Here is a 17,653-nt window from a genome sequence, read left to right as displayed (position 1 = left end):
CATCTCCTTCTTTAGTCCTAAATTTTTCCGTTTAAAATGCTAACTTTGTATATTATAGACTATATCGACGCGTAATCCACTAGATTTGAATCATTTTTTTGCAAATCTTTTCTGTACCTGAAAAATCCGGCGGGAGCGCCTGCCCCTCCCCTGGCTCTAGCCCGAACGTTTGAAGGGGCTCCGAAACGGAGATCCGGAACCGAAAAAAACCGCCCTCTGTCCGAGGACGGCTCCGCTTTTTACCGGTTCAGCAAACTTCCCACGTATCTCAGCAATTCATTCGCGCAGACCGGGCAATATCCATGGTCATCCATCAAACGTTTGCTGACTTCGTTGATCCGCTTCAGCTGCGTTGCATCCGGCGTTTTGGTGGAGGTCGTGATTTTGACGATGTCTTTCAGATCGGCAAACAATTTCTTTTCGATTGCTTCGCGCAGCCGGTCGTGGTTGTGGTATTCGAATTTTTTCCCTTTGCGCGAGTAGGACGATATGCGGATCATGATTTCTTCCCTGAACGCCTTTTTGGCGTTTTCCGAAATGCCGATCTGTTCCTCGATCGAACGCATCAGGCGCTCATCCGGATTCATCTCCTCGTCGGTCAGCGGATCGCGGATTTTGGACATGTTGCAGAAAGCTTCGATATTGTCCAGGTAATTTTCAAAAAGCGTTTTTGCCGACTCGTCAAAAGAGTACACAAACGCTTTTTGGACTTCTTTTTTGGCGAGCTCATCGTATTCCTTGCGGGCAACGGCGATAAAATTCAAATAACGCTCCCGTTCGTCCTTGGTGATGGAGGCGTGCTGGTCGAGTCCGTCCTTGATCGCCCGCAAAATGTCCAGCGCGTTAATGCACTGAAGGTCCTGCTTGATCAAAGCGCTGGAAATGCGGTTGATGACATACCGCGGATCCACGCCGGACATGCCTTCTTCCAAATACTCGGACTGCATTTCCTTCAGGTCGGCTTCCTTGAAGCCTTCGATTTCCTCCCCGTCGTACATCCGCATTTTTTTGACCAGATCCATGCCGTGTTTTTTCGTTTCCTTCAGGCGGGTCAGGATGGAAAAAATGGCTGCGGCTCGCAGCGCATGCGGCGCAATATGCACATGCTGCATATCGCTTTGCTTGATCAGCTTGTTGTAGATTTTCTCTTCCTCGGAAACCTTCAGGTTGTATGGAATCGGCATGACGATCATCCGCGATTGCAGCGCTTCGTTTTTCTTGTTGGAAATAAACGCTTTGTATTCCGCTTCGTTCGTATGCGCGACGATCAATTCATCCGCCGATATCAGCGCGAAACGGCCTGCTTTGAAATTGCCCTCCTGGGTCAAGGAAAGCAAATTCCACAAAAACTTCTCGTCGCACTTCAGCATTTCCTGGAATTCCATCAGCCCCCGGTTGGCCTTGTTCAATTCGCCGTCAAAACGGTAGGCCCGCGGGTCCGATTCCGAGCCGTATTCGGTGATCGTCGAAAAGTCGATGCTGCCGGTCAGATCGGCGATATCCTGCGATTTCGGGTCGGAAGGGCTGAACGTGCCGATCCCCACCCTGGCATCCTCGGAAATGATCACGCGGGTTACGGGCACCTTTTCGATGTCACCGCCGTACTCCAGCTTCAGGCGCATTTGGCAGGAAGGGCATAAATTCCCCTCGATGCGGACGCCAAGCTCCCTCTCCACTTCGGGCCTGAGCTCGATCGGGATCAAATGCAGCGGTTCCTCGTGCATCGGGCAGCCGTCTATGGCATAAAGCGCTCCCTGTTCCGTTCGCGAGTATTTTTCCAGGCCCCGTTTTAGGAGAGTGACCAGCGTAGATTTGCCGCCGCTAACCGGGCCCATCAGCAGCAGGATCCGTTTGCGGACGTCAAGCCGGCGCGCCGCGGAATGGAAATATTCCTCCACGAGCTTCTCGATGGACCGGTCCAGGCCGAAAATCTCCTGCTCGAAAAATTTATAACGCTTATGGCCGCCAACCTCCTCCACGCCGTACGACTTGATCATGTCATACACGCGTGCATGAGCCGTGACCGCCGCCGAAGGATTTTTACGGAGCAGCTCGATGTAATCTTTAAAGGTGCCGTTCCACGCAAGTTGATCACTTTCTGCCCGATAGGCCGCAACGCGTTCGAAAATATCCATGCTAGTACCTCCTATGACTACGTTATGAGTTGTCAAAAATTCCATCAAAGCGTCAAGGGTCAACTTTCATCCCGTTTTTCTTTGTTCATATTCGCAAATCCATTGATCGAAAAGTGTATTACATACCTATGCGGAACCATGGGATTAGTTGACCTATTTTTTCGCGAAAGGAGGATTGTCTTTTATCGAATGTTATAATATAGGAAATCAACCGTCTTGGAAGCAAAGGGGAATGATCATGACCGTACGGCATGAAACCGAGCTGTATGAGCCGCTGAAGGCTTTTTTCGAACAGCGGGGCTACGAAATCAAAGGAGAGGTGCGGCACTGCGATTTGGTCGGGGTGCATCCGGCGGAGGCGGAGCCCTTGATCGTGGAAATGAAAAAAACGTTCAATCTCGCGCTGCTGCTGCAGGGGATGGAACGTCTTCAGCTAAGTTCCCGCGTTTATTTGGCGGTCGAACGGAGCAGGGCCAAGCGCGGAGCTGTCAATCAGCGTTGGGGCGATATTGCGAAATTGTGCCGCAAGCTGGGATTCGGCCTCATCACGATTACGTTTTATAAAACGAAACAACCTTTTGTCGAAGTGCTCTGCGAACCGGGCGTCCAGGAGCCGGCGAAACCCGTCAGGCAAAAACGCAAGGAGCGCCTATTGTACGAGTTCCACGAACGCAGCGGGGATTATAACGTCGGCGGAAGCAGCCGGGCAAAGCTGGTTACCGCCTACCGCGAAAAAGCGCTGCGCGTCGCGCAAGCCCTGGCGGCCGCACCTCCGGAAGGCGCGTCTCCCGCCCAGCTTCGCAGCCTGACCGGCATCGGCAACGCGGCGGCCATCCTGCAGCATAATTATTACGGATGGTTTGAACGGATCAGGCGCGGCCGTTACGTGCTCTCGGCAGCCGGAACCGAAAGCCTCAAGGAATATGCCGGGGTGCTCGAAACCGCTTCTTCATCCGCGGCGGAACCGGCCGGCAAACGTTAACTCCGGGCCGTGAATTCCGAGATCGCTTCGCCGATCAAATTCATCCCGAGCAGCAGCTCATCCCGGCCGGGATGCGTGAAGTTCAGGCGGATATATCCGCTGCCGCCCCCATTCGGATAACACAATGAGCCCGGCAAAAACGCGGCGCCTTTATCCAGCGAACATTTCAGCAGGGCGACGCCGTCCAGGGCATCCGGGAGCTTTACCCACAGGAACATGCCGCCCCGGGGCACCTCGAAGCTTACTTGTTTCCACGCCGGGCGCTTCAGCAGTTCCGTCATCAGCTTGAGTCTCGTTTCGTACTCGCGGTTCAGCATCCGGATATGTTCATGGATATTAAAGGTAGAAGATTCAAGCAGATAGTGGAGAAGGCACTGGTTGAAATGGCTCGACTGCCAATCCGCCAGCTGTTTGGCCATGACCATCGTATCGATCATCTTTTTGTTGCCGGCCGCCCAGCCCGTACGAAGCGCGGGAACGACCGTTTTGCTGAAGGAGCCGATATGCAGCACCTGCCCCCCGTTTCCCGCATCGTCCAGCGAATACAGGGAGGGATGCTCGCGGTAAAACGCCTTTGCCCCGATTCCCCCGAAATGAAGGTCGCCATAGGAATTGTCCTCCACGATGAGGATTTTCCGCGATTTACATATATCCAGAACCTCCCGCCGGCGTTCCAGACTCCACAATATTCCGGTCGGATTCGTGAAGTTCGGCGATACGAGCAGAAGCTTCGGTTTCAGCCTCTCCGCTTCCTCAAGCAACCGCTCCGGGTTGATCCCCTCCGCATCCCCTTCGACCGGCACGATCGACGCTCCTTGCATCTTCAGGATTTGCAAAAATCCCGGAGCCGTCGGCTGCTCGACCAGCACCGGATCGCCAGGCTCAACGTATACGCGGGCTAAAAGGTCCATCGCCTGCTGGCTGCCGGTCGTGAGCAGCACCTGTCCCGCATGCACATCCGTTCCCTTGCGTTCCTGAAAATCCTTGCACAGCCATTCCCGAAGCGGCAAATAGCCCTGCGGCTCGCCGTATTGCAGCGCCGCAGGGCTTTTGGAAATGACGGCTGCCGCGGCAGCCTCCAGTGACGAAATCGGGAACAACTCCTCGGCGGGAAGTTCCTCGGCAAAAGAAATGAACGATTCCCGAGTAGACAGCGATCTCATGAAGTGAATCGGCGACGAAAGCATCGCCTTCGTGCGCTCCGCAAAGGAATACTGCATGATATCTCCTCCTTCTCCCAGTTCCAATCACCGGCGATCCGGTATGTATCTTCTCTTCTACATGTTATATATATCCCGGATCAATTGAAAACAGGACTTTTTTGTCTCATGGTCAGCGCGAACTTTTCGATCGCTTGGGCCCGGGTGGACACGCCGAGCTTTACGTATATTTTACGCAAATAATTGTCGATCGAACGCCGGCTGACGGAAATTTCCATCGCGATTTTATCATAGGTAATGCCCTGTACGATCCGTTCCATGATGAAAATTTCGGTTTCCGTCAAATGATACAACCCGCCGTCGATCACCGCCGGCTGCACCTGCCAAATCCCGTTTTTCAGCCAATCCATCGGCAGCATCGCAAGCCCTTCGCGCAGCCCGTCGATCATTAGCATCAATTGGGCCGCGGACGCCTGTTTCGACAAAATTCCGCTTCCGCCCAAATTGACGATCGAATGCAACAGCTTGATCCCGTCGGTATCGGTCAAAATAATCACGTGGCTGTCCGGCGACGCATGTTTGATTCTCTCCAGCAGCGTTTCCGCCGTTCCTTCCGGCATTTGGTAGTCCAAGAGCACCAGTTCCGGCTTTTGTTCGGCCACGAGCACCAGCCCTTCCTCCCAGGTGGAACCCATGCCCGTAACCCTAAGTTCTTCCCTTTCTTCTAGAATCAATTTGGTTCCCAGCATACTCGTGGGGTGACTGTCAACAATCACGACCCGCCAAACCTTCGTCATTTCGATTGAAACCCCCTGATCGATAAAAGTGGAATGAATGTTTGATCATCTGATTTATGATTAGTCATGAGCGCGTTAAATGCTTGTTTTCAGACGTATAAAAGGTAGATCGTGGCGTCAGAGGCATAATTAGGAAAATAATGTTAAACATACCATGCCCGCTCCCTGCAGCAAATAAATCTAACAAGATTGTATCGCAACGCTTCCATATGGCGCAATCTCTTTTTAGGCTTTTCTGTGACTTTAGATTCATTTTTGCGAAATTGGTAGGGGAATGTTAGAATGAGGACTGGCAAAAAAACCAATTGTAACCGGGGTGATGATATGCAAACGAACACCGATCCTTCCTCCGCCTATCAAAACCGGACAAGCCGGGGAAAATCCCCTTCCGTCATGCTCGTTTTGATCATTTGGGTATTGCTTATAGCCGCAGGCATAACCAGCGCTTATCTATACAGCAATCATATGAAGCAGGAAATGGTCCGGCAGATTCAGGCCGACACGCACAAACAAATGGATGAGCTGAAGCAAAGCTATGAAGCCAGGTTTGCGGAATTGTCCGGGGAAGTAAAAGAGCTCGAAAGCAAGGTGCAGTCGTTTAACGAGCTGCTGACGTTCACCAAAGACAACGCGACCAGCAAAACGGATAACAGCAATAAGCTGTACACCCAGCTGAACGAAGTCAAAAAACAGCTGAGCGAACTTCAGCGGAAAATGGACTTGCTGAAATGATTTCGACGAAAAAGAAAATCAACCGGTTTTTCCTGCTTGCGACCGGACCTTTTTTGGGCATGTTCGCGTTTATGTTGTTCAGCTTCAATTCGATGCATGTGGAGGTACATACGGCCTCCTACGTCCCTAAGCAAACGCTGGCGGCCCAAACGGTGCAGCTCAAGCAAAACCTGGACAAGGCCGATCAAACCGTAAAGGCGACCATTTCTTCGATTCGCAAAACTTCGGCCCTGTATAAACAGACGACCGCCGCCATGAATGCCATCGTCAAGACGGCGCAAACCCAGGCGGCGCGACCCGAGTCCATTTATAATCGCAGGATCAGCGTCAAGCTCGGTACCCCGTTCGAGCGGGTCGAAAGCAGCCGGATCCGGATCGAGCTGTACCGCGTGAATCCCGGCGTATACCAGGGGTACGCGATGAAAGTGAAGCTCAAGGACCCGGACGCCATGCAGATGGCGCTTGGCCGCGACAAAGTCGGCGGGGCGGAAACGACGCTTCAGGCCGTCAACCGGAAAGGCGCCGTGGCCGGCATCAACGCCGGAGGGTTTGCCGATAGCGGCGGCAAGCGTTACCCGCTGAGCACCACGGTGCTGAACGGAAAATACGTCAACGGATTCGAGCCCAGCTTCAAGGATCTGTTTTTTGTGGGCCTGAACGATGCTGGCAAGCTGATCGGCGGCAAATTTTCGAACCAGGCGGATTTGGATCGCCTCAAACCGAGATTCGGGGCTACGTTCGTGCCGGTTCTGCTGAAAAACGGGCAGCCGATGCCGATTCCGGAAAAATGGAAAACGTCCCCGTACCGTGCGCCGCGTACCTTGATCGGAAACTATAAGGACGACCAGCTTTTGATCCTTGTCGTCGACGGTTACAACGAAAGCGGCAGCTCCGGGGCGACTCTGCAAGAGCTTCAAAGCAAACTGTACGGGCTTGGCGTCATTGATGCCTATAATCTTGACGGCGGCGGTTCTTCTTCCCTTATTGTGAACGGAAGAGTCGTCAACCATCCGTCGGACGGCAGCCTGCGGCCGGTGCCGACCCACTTTTTATTTTTCAAATAAAACGATATTCATTTATTTTTTGCCGAAGTGTGGGTATAATATGGTTTATGAGCATGGTAGATTAGCGGGAGGTGGCCTTCATGTCGTTCTCATTAACGTTTTGGATTATTGCACTGGTGCTTGCTATGTTCCTGGCAGGCATTCTAACCGCGGCTTATAACGATGATAAGACCAAAGGCCTTTAATCCACGGCCCAAAAGGCTTCCTGAACCAGGAAGCCTTTTTTTCGTTTTCTTCAGCCGCTAAAAAAGAAACATCACGAATGCATTCGTGATGCCTGATTTTGGTCATTATGCGTGCCTTTGCAGCTGCGCCATGTCGGATTGGCACTGCCCGCAAATATAACGTTCCTTGAACTCGCTCACTTCTTCCATGGAGCCGCAGAATACGCATTTCGGACGATAACGCTCCAAAATGATATGATCTCCCTGCACCAAAATTTCGACAGGGTCCCCCTCATTCATCTGATACCGTTTTCTTAACGATTTGGGCAAGACGATTCTCCCCAGCTGATCGACTTTGCGAACTACGCCAGCAGGTTTCATAGACAAACTACACCTCTCCTATTTAACTATTCAACTTATGGGATTATAGACATGATTTGCGAACGGGGCCGAACCATCTCTACAATCGCGAAGAAAACGTCGATTCGCGCGGATTCATATGCTCGAATGCCGTCGAAGGACATTTCCCCCCTGATTAGAAAGTACTCCTTACGGCCAGGATGCCTTTTCCAATCACAAAAATATGGGTCTTTTTTAATAGTTCGATGTACGGATGTCGAATCCTGCTAACGATAAACATTTTTATTTCTTTCTTTTAGAAACTTACTTCATGCCGGGAAAATCGAGCTGGCGCAGCGCTTCGTACACGATGATCGCCGCCGAATTGGACAAATTCAAAGAGCGCACCTTGTCGGTCATCGGCATGCGGATGCAGGTGTCGGGATTCGCGGCAAGCAGCTCCGGCGGTAGTCCCTTGGTCTCTTTTCCGAACACAAGAAAATCCCCGTCCCGGAACTCGACGTCGGTATAGCGTTTGTCTGCTTTTGTCGAAGTATAGAAGAAACGGCCTTCCGGGTATTTCTCCTGCAGCTCCGCAAACGAATCATGGTATTCGATGTGAACGGCATACCAGTAATCCAGGCCCGCTCTTTTCAGCTTCGCATCATCCGTGCTGAATCCGAGCGGACGCACCAAATGCAAATGGGTGCCCGTCGCCGCGCAGGTTCTTGCGATATTTCCGGTATTGGCCGGTATTTCAGGTTCTACAAGCACGATATGCAGTGCCATAATCAATCACTCCATCCTTCAGATTCAAGATTCAAAGCGGGAAACCGCCGCCATAAAGCAACGAAAAAGCCCTTCGCCGTTGGGCGAAAGGCTGTCTGTTCCACAGGCTAAAGTCCGTTTCAGCTTGCCTTATCCATGACGCTTTTGGAAATCGGCCATGAAATCGACCAAAGCTTTGCAGCTTTCATAAGGCACCGCGTTGTAAATCGAAGCGCGCAGTCCGCCGACGCTGCGGTGACCCTTCAGGCCTACGAATCCTGCCTGCTCCGATTCCTTGATGAACTGCTTTTCGAGTTCTTCCGATGCCAGGCGGAACGTAATGTTCATGATCGAGCGGCTGCCGGCATCCACGGGACCGCGATAGAAGCCTTCGCTGCTATCGATTATATCATAAATAAGTCCCGCTTTCTTGCGGTTGGCCCGTTCGACTCCGGCAAGGCCGCCCTGCTCCTCGATCCATTTCAAAACCTCGTTCACCATATATACCGAAAAAGACGGAGGCGTGTTGTACAGAGAGTCGTTTTTCGCATGCGTGCTGTAACGAAGCATCGTCGGAATGTGGCTCGGAGAATCGGCCAGCATGGCCTCCCGGGCGATGACGACCGTAACCCCGGAAGGTCCCAGGTTTTTCTGAGCGCCCGCATAAATAAAATCGAACTGCGTCGCGTCGAATTCGCGGCACAAAATGTCGCTGGACATATCCGCGATCAGCGGCACGTTTCCGGTGGCCGGATACTGCTGGTATTGCGTCCCTTCAATCGTTTCGTTGGAGGTCACGTGCAGGTATGCCGCGTTTTCCGGAATTTCGATGCTTGCAAGATCGGGAATCTTCATATACTTGTCCGCTTCCGAAGAGGCTGCGATATGCGTTTCGCCGATCAGCTTCGCTTCCTTGATCGCTTTGTCCGCCCAGCTTCCGCTTTTGACGTAGCTTGCCGTTTTGCCTTCGGTCAAAAAGTTCATCGGAATCATCGCAAACTGCGTGCTGGCTCCCCCTTGCAAAAACAGCACCTTGTAGCCTTCGGGATTGCCGAGAAGCGACAACAGGCGGCTTTCCGCTTCATGGTGGACTTCTTCGTATACTTTGCCCCGGTGCGACATTTCCATGATGGACATGCCCGTTCCCCGAAAATCAACAAACTCCGCTTGCGCGCGCGTCAACACTTCAAGCGGCAGCGCCGCCGGCCCCGCATTGAAATTGTATGCTCTCTTGCTCACGTTAACTCTCCATCCTCTCTCTGTACTCGAATTTTTGAATTCAATGATAGCAGGTATCCGGGAAGGCATCAAGTACCAAAATGCACAAGCACCAGGTCCCGGTTTGCCATCGTTCCTTATCCCACTTTAGCATATTTCCCTAATTAAAGCTTTAAAGAATTGCAAAACGAAAGAGACTGCCCCGTGCTGGGACAGCCTTTCGCCAACATCTTCGATTAGCAGTCAAAATACAGACTATATTCATGCGGATGAATCCGGATCGATACCGCTTTGGCTTCGCCGCGTTTCAATTCGATAAAGTTATCGATGAATTCTTTCGTAAATACGCCGCCTTCAAGCAGGAACTCATGGTCCGCTTTCAGCGCGTCGAGCGCTTCGTCCAACGTGCCCGGCACGCTGCGGATTTCGGCTTTTTGCTCGTCGGAGAGCTCGTAGATGTTTTTGTCCATCGGTCCGTAGCCGAGCTCAACCGGGTTGATTTTGCGCTTGATGCCGTCGAGGCCGGCCATAAGCATCGCGGAGAAGGCCAAGTAAGGGTTGGCCGTGGAGTCCGGCGTGCGGAACTCGATGCGGCAGCCTTTCGGCGTTACGGCAGCGACCGGAATGCGGATGGCCGCGGAACGGTTGCCCTTGGAGAATACGAGGTTTACAGGCGCTTCGTAGCCCGGAACCAGACGTTTGAACGAGTTGGTCGACGGATTCGTGAGCGCAAGCAGCGCAGGCGCATGGTACAGGATGCCGCCGATGTAGTGAAGAGCCATCTCGCTCAGGTTGGCGTAGCCGCCTTTTTCATAGAACAGCGGGGTATCGCCGTCGAAAATCGATTGGTGCACGTGCATGCCGCTGCCGTTGTCGCCGAAAAGCGGTTTCGGCATGAAGGTTGCCACTTTGCCGTATTGGCGGGCCGTATTGTGCACGATATATTTGTAGATCAGCAGGTTATCCGCTGTTTTCTTCAGGGTGTCAAAACGGAAGTTGATTTCGGCTTGGCCTGCGGTTGCCACTTCATGGTGATGGCGTTCCACGCGCAGTCCCACTTCTTCAAGCAGGCGGCACATTTCGCTGCGAATGTCCTGCTGCGTATCGACAGGAGCGACCGGCACGTATCCGCCTTTCACTCTGACCTTGAAGCCGAGGTTGCCGCCGTCTTCCTTGCGGTTCGTATTCCATGCGGCTTCTTCGGAATCCACATAGAAGGAAGAGCTGTTCATGCTGCTTTCATAACGTACGTCATCGAAAATAAAGAACTCGGACTCCGGCGCGAAAAATGCAGCTGTTCCGATGCCGCTGGCTTGCAGATATTCCTCCGCTTTCGCCGCGATGCTGCGTGGATCGCGCTCGTAACGCTCGCCGTCCGGCGTATAGATGTTGCACATGATGTTGATGGTCGGATGTGCGGTAAACGGATCGATGAATGCCGCTTCCGGATCAGGCATCATAACCATGTCGGATTCTTCGATTCCGCGGAATCCGGCGATGGAAGAGCCGTCAAACGCAACCCCGTTTACGAACGTTTCCTCATCCACTTCTCTGGCAGGCAAAGAAATGTGATGGGCACGGCCAGACAAATCCACAAAACGAAAATCCACCCACTCAATTGCATTATCTTTGATCGTTTTCAACACGTTTTCAACCGACATGTTCTCTTCCTCCCATTATCCGAACATTTACCCGCATTTTCTACGTGAACGTTCAGTATCTACTATTTATGTCGTCATTATAAAACGCAAAACCTGACATCGTCAATATCCATGTCAGGTATTTTTTTGACCTGTGTCAGGTATTCTTACACATTTGGTTTCAAGCCTATGTTATCCGCACGCAAATAGCCTGCCCATCCGGTCTGGGAGCCGGTGGGCAGGCTTGTATATCGCAAGTTATGAACCGGCCGATTAGCCGACAAACGCCTCAGCCGGGGCCTTTTCCGTGTTGAAGGTGCGTCCGACGAGCGGAGCGAGCTTTTCCAAATCCTTCAGCAGCGCCGCGAATTGGTCCGGGAACAGCGACTGCACGCCGTCGCCCGTCATCGAGTTGTCGGGATCGGTATGCATCTCGATAATAAGCCCGTTGGCTCCGGCGGCCACGGATGCTTTGGACATCGGTTCCACCAGCTCGCGGCGGCCCGTGCCGTGGCTTGGATCGGAAATGACCGGGAGGTGGCTGAGCTGCTGCAGCACGGGAATCGCCGACAGGTCCAGCGTGTTGCGCGTGTAGCTCTCGAATGTGCGGATGCCGCGTTCGCACAACATAACGTTCGGATTTCCGCCGGCAAGAATGTATTCGGCGGCATTAAGCAGCTCGTCGTAGGTCGCGCTGAAACCGCGCTTCAGAAGCACCGGCTTGCCGCAGGTTCCCAGCTTGCGCAGCAGGTCGAAGTTCTGCATGTTGCGCGTGCCGACCTGCAAAATGTCGGCGTATTCCGCGCAGATATCCACGTATTCCGGCGTCATGACTTCGGTGATCGTAAGCAGGCCGTGTTTTTGCCCCGCTTCGGCCATCATGATCAGCCCCTCGACGCCGACGCCTTGGAAGCTGTACGGGCCCGTGCGCGGTTTAAACGCGCCGCCGCGCAGCACCTGTCCGCCGGCCGCTTTCACGAGTTTGGCGATTTCGTCGATTTGGGCCGCCGATTCCACGGCGCAAGGTCCGCCCATGACGACCAGCTCGTCGCCGCCGATTTTAACGCCTTTAATGTCGATCACCGTGTCTTCCGGATGGAAGTCGCGGCTTGCCAATTTATACGATTTCGTGATTTTAACGACGTTTTCGACGCCTTTCATCTGCCGCAAATGTTCGGCGATCGACGGGTCCACTTTCCCGACGAGCCCGATCACCGTACGGTCCGAGCCTTTGGAAATATGGGCCTGGAGCCCGTTCTTTTCGATGACGCGAACGATATCTTGGATTTGTTCTTCGGGAGTTGTATTGGATGTAATGACGATCATGATTACCATTCCTCTCTATTATCAGGTTGTTTATGCCGAATCGAATCCCGGAAGCCGGGTTCCGGAAAGCTTGATAAGCCGACACTCTTCAATCCGATCAATTCGGGGGGGACATTCACCTATTTGCTTAAACGCGTTTTAGCTTTTTAGCTTTTATGCTTTTAATCGATAAAGTAACAATAAACCATTTTCCGCCCCCCGTCAAGACCGGGCCATAAAATCAATTGGTTCCTGGCGCCTGGTCATTGGGGTGTTTTGCCGATACCTCACGCGCTGCTTCAATCGTTTCCGCCGCTTTTTCTCGTATTTTCTAGAAAACGGACTGATGTAATGAAATAAAAAAACAGCGGCACAAGACGTGGATCTCTTGTACCGCTGTTCCCTAATCGCTTTTTTGGCATCGCTTTTTACGATCTGATGTTTTTGACCGGTGGCAAAAGCTTTTGCATGTTTACCGTCCGTTTGATTTCCCAGGTTTCTTCGTTATTCGGATCGTATTGCTCTAAATAGTTGATGACTTCTTTCGTGATCGGCGTCGGCGTCGATGCCCCCGAAGTCACCGCCACCTTGGTGACGCCCTCCAGCCATTCGCGTTTCAGCTCGGTAATGTCCGCGATCCGGTACGCTTTGACATGGGCGATCTCCTCGGAAACCTGCGCCAATCGATTCGAATTGTTGCTTCTCGGGTCGCCCACGACGATGACCAGATCGGCCTGGCCGGCCTGCTCGGCCACCGCTTCCTGCCGAACCTGCGTCGCAAGGCAAATTTCGTTATGCACTTCCGCCGACGGATACAGTTCGAGCAGCTTTTTCACGATGTGCTTGATATCCCACTGGCTCATCGTCGTCTGGTTCGTAATGACGATTTTGGAAGAAGGAATGTCCAGCTGATCGATTTCTTCTTCCTTCTCAATGAGATGCACGTGTTCCGGCGCAATGCCGATGGCGCCTTCCGGCTCGGGATGGCCTTTTTTGCCGATGTAAATAATCTCGTATCCGTCCGCTACCTTCTCGCGGATCAAATCATGCGTTTTCGTTACGTCCGGGCAAGTCGCATCGACCGTCGTCAGTCCCTTTTCCCGGGCAATACGCCGTACTTCGGGCGAAACGCCGTGGGCGGTGAAAATGACCGTCCCTTTATCCACCTGGTTCAAAATGTCCAAGCGGTTGGTTCCGTCGAGCGTGATGATGCCTTCGTCTTCGAAAGAGTTCGTCACATGGCTGTTATGAACAATCATGCCGAGAATATATATAGGCCGCGGGAGATCCAGGTTCTGGGCCGCCTGGCGCGCAAGCACCATGGCGTCCACGACGCCGTAGCAGTATCCGCGCGGTGATATTTTAATAACTTCCATGCCTGACTTCACCTGCTTTCCTTATGCTGTTTCAGCTAACATCTATTCATTATACCCTATTCGAGTGGCGTCGGAAAGACGATCGGCAGCCAGATGATAAACGTCGTCCCTTCTCCGAGGCGCGTCACGACCTCCACTGAACCTTCCAGCTCGTCGATGATCCATTTGGCGATGGACAAGCCGAGGCCGATGCCTTCCGTCACACCGCGGGATTGGTCGGCCCGGTAGAAGCGGTCGAAAATATGCGGCACTTCTTCTTTGTCCATGCCGATGCCGGTATCGGATATCCGAATGCCTACCTGGTTTTTGTAAATAAAGGCATCGAACACGACCTGGCCTTCCGGCGTATATTTGAACGCGTTTTCGATAAAAATGAACAGCATTTGCTGCATGTAATCCTTGTTGCCGTTAATATAAACGCCGTTCAGGACGGAAAAGTCCCCCGTAATCCATTCGGCCGTGCGCGGCAGCATTTTGGCCCGGCGGGCCACTTCCTCGACGAGAATTTCCAGCGGCACCGGCTGCTTCTCGAAGGTCCGCCCGGTATCGGCGCGGGCCAACGACAGCATATCGCTGACCAGCCTGCTCATCCGCTTCGATTCGTCCGCGATGTCGCTGACCGCTTCGAGCGTCATCTGATGCATGGTCTCTTCATCCAGATTCGGCCGTTCGGAATCGTCCTTGGACCACATCTTTTGCAGCAGATCGACGTTGCCCCGGATCGTCGTGAGCGGCGTGCGCAGCTCATGGGACGCGTCCGAGACGAACCGGCGCTGCGCGGCGTAGGATTCCTCCAAGTTTTTATAAAAGCCTTCCATCCGGCCCAGCATGTTGTTGACCGTATTGATCAGCTGCCCGATCTCGTCCTGCGGCCCGTCGTAAGCGATTCGGACGCTCAGGTCCGAGCCCTTCTGGATTTGGTCGGCCGCTTCGATGACTTTCCCGATCGGGGCTATCGACTTGCGGGCGAGGAACAGGCCGAAGGTGGTGGCCATGAGTACCATGATGGTGGCGCTGATGATCAATATGGAACGGAGAAGACTTAGCAATTCCTCCTCGTGACCAGTCCAAACGGCGAGTTGCAAAAATCCGATTAACTGATTCTGAACAACAACTGGCTTTTGATAGACCATAAAAGGATTGCCGTTTAAGCGGAAGGTCTCAAATGTATCGACGTTAAAAGCATTCTTTGCGGAAGGGACGGGAAAGGTCTTTTTCATCCTCCCCAAATTTTCCGTAATCAGGTCGCGATTATTATTATAATCATGCAACTGTCCAAAGATCTGGGATGATTGAAAACCCGAAGTTGCAGACAACCCGCCAATATCAAATTTTAATTCACCTTGGGAAATGTACAACACCAGATTAGGCTGAATTTGTTTGCTCTGCTCTTCAAGATTGCTCTTCACTTTAGAAAAAGTATAAAAATGAACCACCCCATACACGGCAGAGCCAAACAAGATCAGCGTCACGGCCAAGATGCACGTATACCAGGCTGTCAGCCGGAGTCGTATGGACATGTTTAGGAGTCACCTCTCAGAATATAGCCGGCCCCCCGAATCGTCTGGATTACGCGTTTGCCTCCATGTTCCTCGGTTTTTTGCCGCAGCATCGCGATGTAGACCTCAAGCACGTTGGATTCGCCGCTGTAATCGTAGCCCCAAATTTTATCCATGATGAGGTCGCGGGACAACACGCGTTTCGGATTTTGCATAAACAGATGCAGCAGCTCGAATTCCTTCGCAGTCAGCTCCAGACGCTGGCCGCCGCGGAGCACCTCCCGGGAATCGACGTCAAGCACGATGTCTTCGAAGGTCAAGCGATGGTCTTCCGCTTCCTCCTGGCCGGGCTTCCGCCGCAGCAATGCGCGAACACGGGCCAAAAGCTCCTCAAGCGCAAACGGTTTGACCAAATAATCGTCGGCGCCAAGATCCAGCCCTTTTACGCGGTGTTCGATCTCGTCTTTCGCCGTCAACATCAGGATCGGCACGCGGATTCCGCCTTCGCGCAAACGGCGGCACACCTCGAATCCATCGACCTGCGGCATCATCACGTCGAGGATCACCAGATCGGGTTCGCTGTTCAGCACGCTTTTTAACCCTTCCGCTCCGTTGCTGGCCGTAATAATATCGTACCCTTCAAACGCAAGCCCTCTGCGCAGCATGGAAATGATTTTTTCGTCGTCGTCAATTATCAATACTTTCGATCGCATAAACGGATGGCTCCTTTATTTCTTGACTAAGTTCGTTGTTATTTCTATTGTAGCAGTGAAGTTTTGCGTTTGCATCCTTGTACGCCAACAGCGGAAGGGACCTTCCCTTCCGCTGTTGATTGTAGCCTTCCGATGATCACTGATTGCTGTCTTCAGAAGGAATGTTGTATTTGTTTTTGTCGCCGATGGTGACTTGCATATCCATCTTTTTGCCGTTGCGGACGACATGAAGCGTAACTTTCGCGCCAACTTTTTGTTTTTGGATATAATTTACCAAATCGGTGTTGGTTTTAACGCTCGTGCCGTCAACGCCGGTAATAATGTCATATGGGCGCAAATCAGCTTCATATGCAGGCGATCTAAACGTCACTTCCGCAACCACGCTTCCTTCCGCAATGTCCGTCCCCATCTGTTTGGCTACTTCATCCGTCAAAGTAATCAGTTTGACGCCAATAAACGGTTCCGGATCTTTCGGAATTTCCTGGTTGTTTTCAAGCTTCTGAACGACGTTTTTGATCGTGCTCGCCGGGATGGCAAACCCGATGCCTTGCGAATCTTTGCTGACGGCGACGTTCATGCCGATGACTTCGCCGTTCAGGTTCAGAAGCGGACCGCCGGAGTTGCCGGGGTTGATGGAAGCATCGGTTTGCAGCAGATGCTGGTATTTTCTCGTATCCGAACCGTTATCGTCGCCAACGTCGATCGTACGCTCGCGGGCGCTGAGAACCCCTGTCGTAACCGAGTGGTCAAAACCTTGCGGGTTACCGATCGCAACGACCGGCTGACCGACTTTCATGTTGCTGGAATCGCCGAGCGGCACGACCGGGAAGTCCTTGCTGCCTTCGATTTTCAGCACGGCAAGGTCAAGATCCTTGGATTTGCCGAGCAGTTTGGCTTCATACGTTTTGCTGTCGTTTTCGATCGTTACCTGGATGACATCCGCGTTCTCAATGACGTGCTCATTCGTTAAAATGTAGCCGTCTTTTTTATAGATGAATCCGGAGCCGATGCCGTACGGAACCAGCTGCGATTTTCCTTGATTCTGCGAATTTTGGCCGGATCCGGAATCTCCGCCGTTGTTGCCGTAATAATCGCTCTCACCGCCGAAGAAGAACGAAAACGGATCGTTCATAAACGGCGATTGGGACTGCGAGTTCCGGCTGTTCGATTTCACGAGCGTTTCGATCTTCACGACTGCCGGTCCGGCTTGTTCCACGACGCCCGAGACGTCAAGCGGCTTGTTCAACGGAAGCGAAGCGGGTTGATTGCTGCCGTTGCTGTTTTCCGGAGCCGCCGTTACCGGCGCGCTGGTTTGCTCTCCAGACTGGGCGGCCGTGTCCGGCGTAAACAGGTTCATCCGATCGGATGTAAACATGAGCGCCGAAATGACGACCACGCCGGCCAGGAACGAAATCAACACCGTTTTGACGGAAGTTTTCTGCGGCGGCTTCTGGTTAAATTGCCAGTTGCCGCCGCCCCCTCCCGTTCCGCCGGGATTGCCGGAGTCGGCCGATGAACGGTATGCATTTGCTGTCGGGAGCGGCCGGACCGGATTCGGAGGCGTAATTTCGACGTCCTCCTGTCTGCCGTGGCTTTCGGCGCCATGCTGTTCGGCGCGATCCTTGCCGATCGACTGAAACGGTCCGTAGGAATAATAATATGAAGAACCCGATTCGGAAGATCCTTGACGTTTGACGCCGTCGTTTTGAAATTCGTCTTCAGGTTGACCCGATCTGTTTCTTTCGTCCATAATAATGCCTC

15 protein-coding genes are annotated in these 17,653 nt (G+C 52.7%); 3 read left to right on the top strand and 12 right to left on the bottom strand.

Annotation, left to right across the window (positions count from 1 at the left end):
• Nucleotides 1-239: 239 nt before the first annotated feature.
• On the bottom strand, nucleotides 240-2,135 hold the full coding sequence (locus AC27KL_RS09765; protein WP_339321894.1) for a PrkA family serine protein kinase: 1,896 nt from the start codon (nucleotides 2,133-2,135) through the stop codon (nucleotides 240-242).
• A gap of 238 nt (nucleotides 2,136-2,373) precedes the next feature.
• On the opposite strand from AC27KL_RS09765, the gene AC27KL_RS09760 reads away from it, so the two are divergent.
• Nucleotides 2,374-3,117, top strand: a complete 744-nt coding sequence (locus AC27KL_RS09760; protein ID WP_339321895.1) for a DUF2161 domain-containing phosphodiesterase — start codon at nucleotides 2,374-2,376, stop codon at nucleotides 3,115-3,117.
• Here the strand turns inward: AC27KL_RS09760 and AC27KL_RS09755 are convergent.
• Both AC27KL_RS09755 and AC27KL_RS09750 read right to left on the bottom strand, forming a co-directional pair.
• On the bottom strand, nucleotides 3,114-4,337 hold the full coding sequence (locus tag AC27KL_RS09755; RefSeq protein WP_339321896.1) for an aminotransferase-like domain-containing protein: 1,224 nt from the start codon (nucleotides 4,335-4,337) through the stop codon (nucleotides 3,114-3,116). The two genes, AC27KL_RS09760 and AC27KL_RS09755, sit on opposite strands and share 4 nt — an antisense overlap.
• A gap of 80 nt (nucleotides 4,338-4,417) precedes the next feature.
• On the bottom strand, nucleotides 4,418-5,074 hold the full coding sequence (locus AC27KL_RS09750; RefSeq protein ID WP_036714954.1) for a response regulator transcription factor: 657 nt from the start codon (nucleotides 5,072-5,074) through the stop codon (nucleotides 4,418-4,420).
• A 324-nt stretch (nucleotides 5,075-5,398) separates the two neighbouring features.
• On the opposite strand from AC27KL_RS09750, the gene AC27KL_RS09745 reads away from it, so the two are divergent.
• Both AC27KL_RS09745 and AC27KL_RS09740 read left to right on the top strand, forming a co-directional pair.
• Nucleotides 5,399-5,806: a hypothetical protein gene (locus tag AC27KL_RS09745; protein ID WP_339321897.1), complete on the top strand. Its 408-nt coding sequence runs from the start codon at nucleotides 5,399-5,401 to the stop codon at nucleotides 5,804-5,806.
• The gene (locus AC27KL_RS09740) at nucleotides 5,803-6,870 is read left to right on the top strand and encodes a phosphodiester glycosidase family protein (RefSeq protein WP_339321898.1); all 1,068 of its coding nucleotides are present in this window, start codon (nucleotides 5,803-5,805) and stop codon (nucleotides 6,868-6,870) included. Before AC27KL_RS09745 ends, AC27KL_RS09740 begins: the two co-directional genes overlap by 4 nt.
• A gap of 290 nt (nucleotides 6,871-7,160) precedes the next feature.
• Here AC27KL_RS09740 and AC27KL_RS09735 read toward each other — a convergent pair whose 3' ends face one another.
• From AC27KL_RS09735 to AC27KL_RS09695, 9 genes are all read right to left on the bottom strand, one after another.
• Complete coding sequence (locus tag AC27KL_RS09735; protein ID WP_036714958.1) at nucleotides 7,161-7,415, bottom strand: AbrB/MazE/SpoVT family DNA-binding domain-containing protein; 255 nt, start codon at nucleotides 7,413-7,415, stop codon at nucleotides 7,161-7,163.
• 282 nt (nucleotides 7,416-7,697) lie between these two features.
• A complete protein-coding gene (trmL, locus tag AC27KL_RS09730; protein ID WP_339321899.1) occupies nucleotides 7,698-8,162 on the bottom strand; it encodes a tRNA (uridine(34)/cytosine(34)/5-carboxymethylaminomethyluridine(34)-2'-O)-methyltransferase TrmL in 465 nt (154 codons plus the stop codon).
• Between the two features lie 129 nt (nucleotides 8,163-8,291).
• Nucleotides 8,292-9,380 carry a 3-phosphoserine/phosphohydroxythreonine transaminase gene (gene serC / locus AC27KL_RS09725; RefSeq protein WP_036714961.1) on the bottom strand — a complete coding sequence of 363 codons (1,089 nt, stop codon included), beginning with the start codon at nucleotides 9,378-9,380 and terminating at the stop codon, nucleotides 8,292-8,294.
• Between the two features lie 215 nt (nucleotides 9,381-9,595).
• Nucleotides 9,596-11,020 carry a type I glutamate--ammonia ligase gene (glnA, locus tag AC27KL_RS09720; protein WP_036714962.1) on the bottom strand — a complete coding sequence of 475 codons (1,425 nt, stop codon included), beginning with the start codon at nucleotides 11,018-11,020 and terminating at the stop codon, nucleotides 9,596-9,598.
• A 252-nt stretch (nucleotides 11,021-11,272) separates the two neighbouring features.
• Entirely contained in the window at nucleotides 11,273-12,325 is a 1,053-nt protein-coding gene (gene aroF / locus AC27KL_RS09715) for a 3-deoxy-7-phosphoheptulonate synthase (protein WP_487169549.1), read from the bottom strand.
• A gap of 407 nt (nucleotides 12,326-12,732) precedes the next feature.
• Nucleotides 12,733-13,680 carry a 4-hydroxy-3-methylbut-2-enyl diphosphate reductase gene (locus AC27KL_RS09710; protein WP_339321901.1) on the bottom strand — a complete coding sequence of 316 codons (948 nt, stop codon included), beginning with the start codon at nucleotides 13,678-13,680 and terminating at the stop codon, nucleotides 12,733-12,735.
• 56 nt (nucleotides 13,681-13,736) lie between these two features.
• Nucleotides 13,737-15,200: a sensor histidine kinase gene (locus AC27KL_RS09705; protein WP_339321902.1), complete on the bottom strand. Its 1,464-nt coding sequence runs from the start codon at nucleotides 15,198-15,200 to the stop codon at nucleotides 13,737-13,739.
• 2 nt (nucleotides 15,201-15,202) lie between these two features.
• Nucleotides 15,203-15,892 (bottom strand): response regulator transcription factor, encoded by a 690-nt coding sequence (locus AC27KL_RS09700; RefSeq protein WP_036714965.1) that lies wholly within the window; start codon nucleotides 15,890-15,892, stop codon nucleotides 15,203-15,205.
• Between the two features lie 136 nt (nucleotides 15,893-16,028).
• Nucleotides 16,029-17,642, bottom strand: coding sequence for a S1C family serine protease (locus tag AC27KL_RS09695; RefSeq protein WP_487169548.1), 1,614 nt, complete (start codon nucleotides 17,640-17,642; stop codon nucleotides 16,029-16,031).
• Between the last annotated feature and the right edge of the window lie 11 nt (nucleotides 17,643-17,653).

The sequence above is a fragment of the Paenibacillus sp. YAE3 genome, from assembly GCF_057546105.1.
The sequence above is the reverse complement of the archived record's forward strand: the minus strand, read 5'-3'. Positions and strand labels throughout refer to the sequence as shown.

Bases quoted from the DNA above. Each gene is read 5' to 3' on its own strand.
- AC27KL_RS09765 (WP_339321894.1), bottom strand. From the start codon at position 2,135: ATGGATATTTTCGAACGCGTTGCGGCCTATCGGGCAGAAAGTGATCAA.
- AC27KL_RS09760 (WP_339321895.1), top strand. From the start codon at position 2,374: ATGACCGTACGGCATGAAACCGAGCTGTATGAGCCGCTGAAGGCTTTT.
- AC27KL_RS09755 (WP_339321896.1), bottom strand. From the start codon at position 4,337: ATGCAGTATTCCTTTGCGGAGCGCACGAAGGCGATGCTTTCGTCGCCG.
- AC27KL_RS09750 (WP_036714954.1), bottom strand. From the start codon at position 5,074: ATGACGAAGGTTTGGCGGGTCGTGATTGTTGACAGTCACCCCACGAGT.
- AC27KL_RS09745 (WP_339321897.1), top strand. From the start codon at position 5,399: ATGCAAACGAACACCGATCCTTCCTCCGCCTATCAAAACCGGACAAGC.
- AC27KL_RS09740 (WP_339321898.1), top strand. From the start codon at position 5,803: ATGATTTCGACGAAAAAGAAAATCAACCGGTTTTTCCTGCTTGCGACC.
- AC27KL_RS09735 (WP_036714958.1), bottom strand. From the start codon at position 7,415: ATGAAACCTGCTGGCGTAGTTCGCAAAGTCGATCAGCTGGGGAGAATC.
- trmL (WP_339321899.1), bottom strand. From the start codon at position 8,162: ATGGCACTGCATATCGTGCTTGTAGAACCTGAAATACCGGCCAATACC.
- glnA (WP_036714962.1), bottom strand. From the start codon at position 11,020: ATGTCGGTTGAAAACGTGTTGAAAACGATCAAAGATAATGCAATTGAG.
- aroF (WP_487169549.1), bottom strand. From the start codon at position 12,325: ATGATCGTCATTACATCCAATACAACTCCCGAAGAACAAATCCAAGAT.
- AC27KL_RS09710 (WP_339321901.1), bottom strand. From the start codon at position 13,680: ATGGAAGTTATTAAAATATCACCGCGCGGATACTGCTACGGCGTCGTG.
- AC27KL_RS09705 (WP_339321902.1), bottom strand. From the start codon at position 15,200: ATGTCCATACGACTCCGGCTGACAGCCTGGTATACGTGCATCTTGGCC.
- AC27KL_RS09700 (WP_036714965.1), bottom strand. From the start codon at position 15,892: ATGCGATCGAAAGTATTGATAATTGACGACGACGAAAAAATCATTTCC.
- AC27KL_RS09695 (WP_487169548.1), bottom strand. From the start codon at position 17,642: ATGGACGAAAGAAACAGATCGGGTCAACCTGAAGACGAATTTCAAAAC.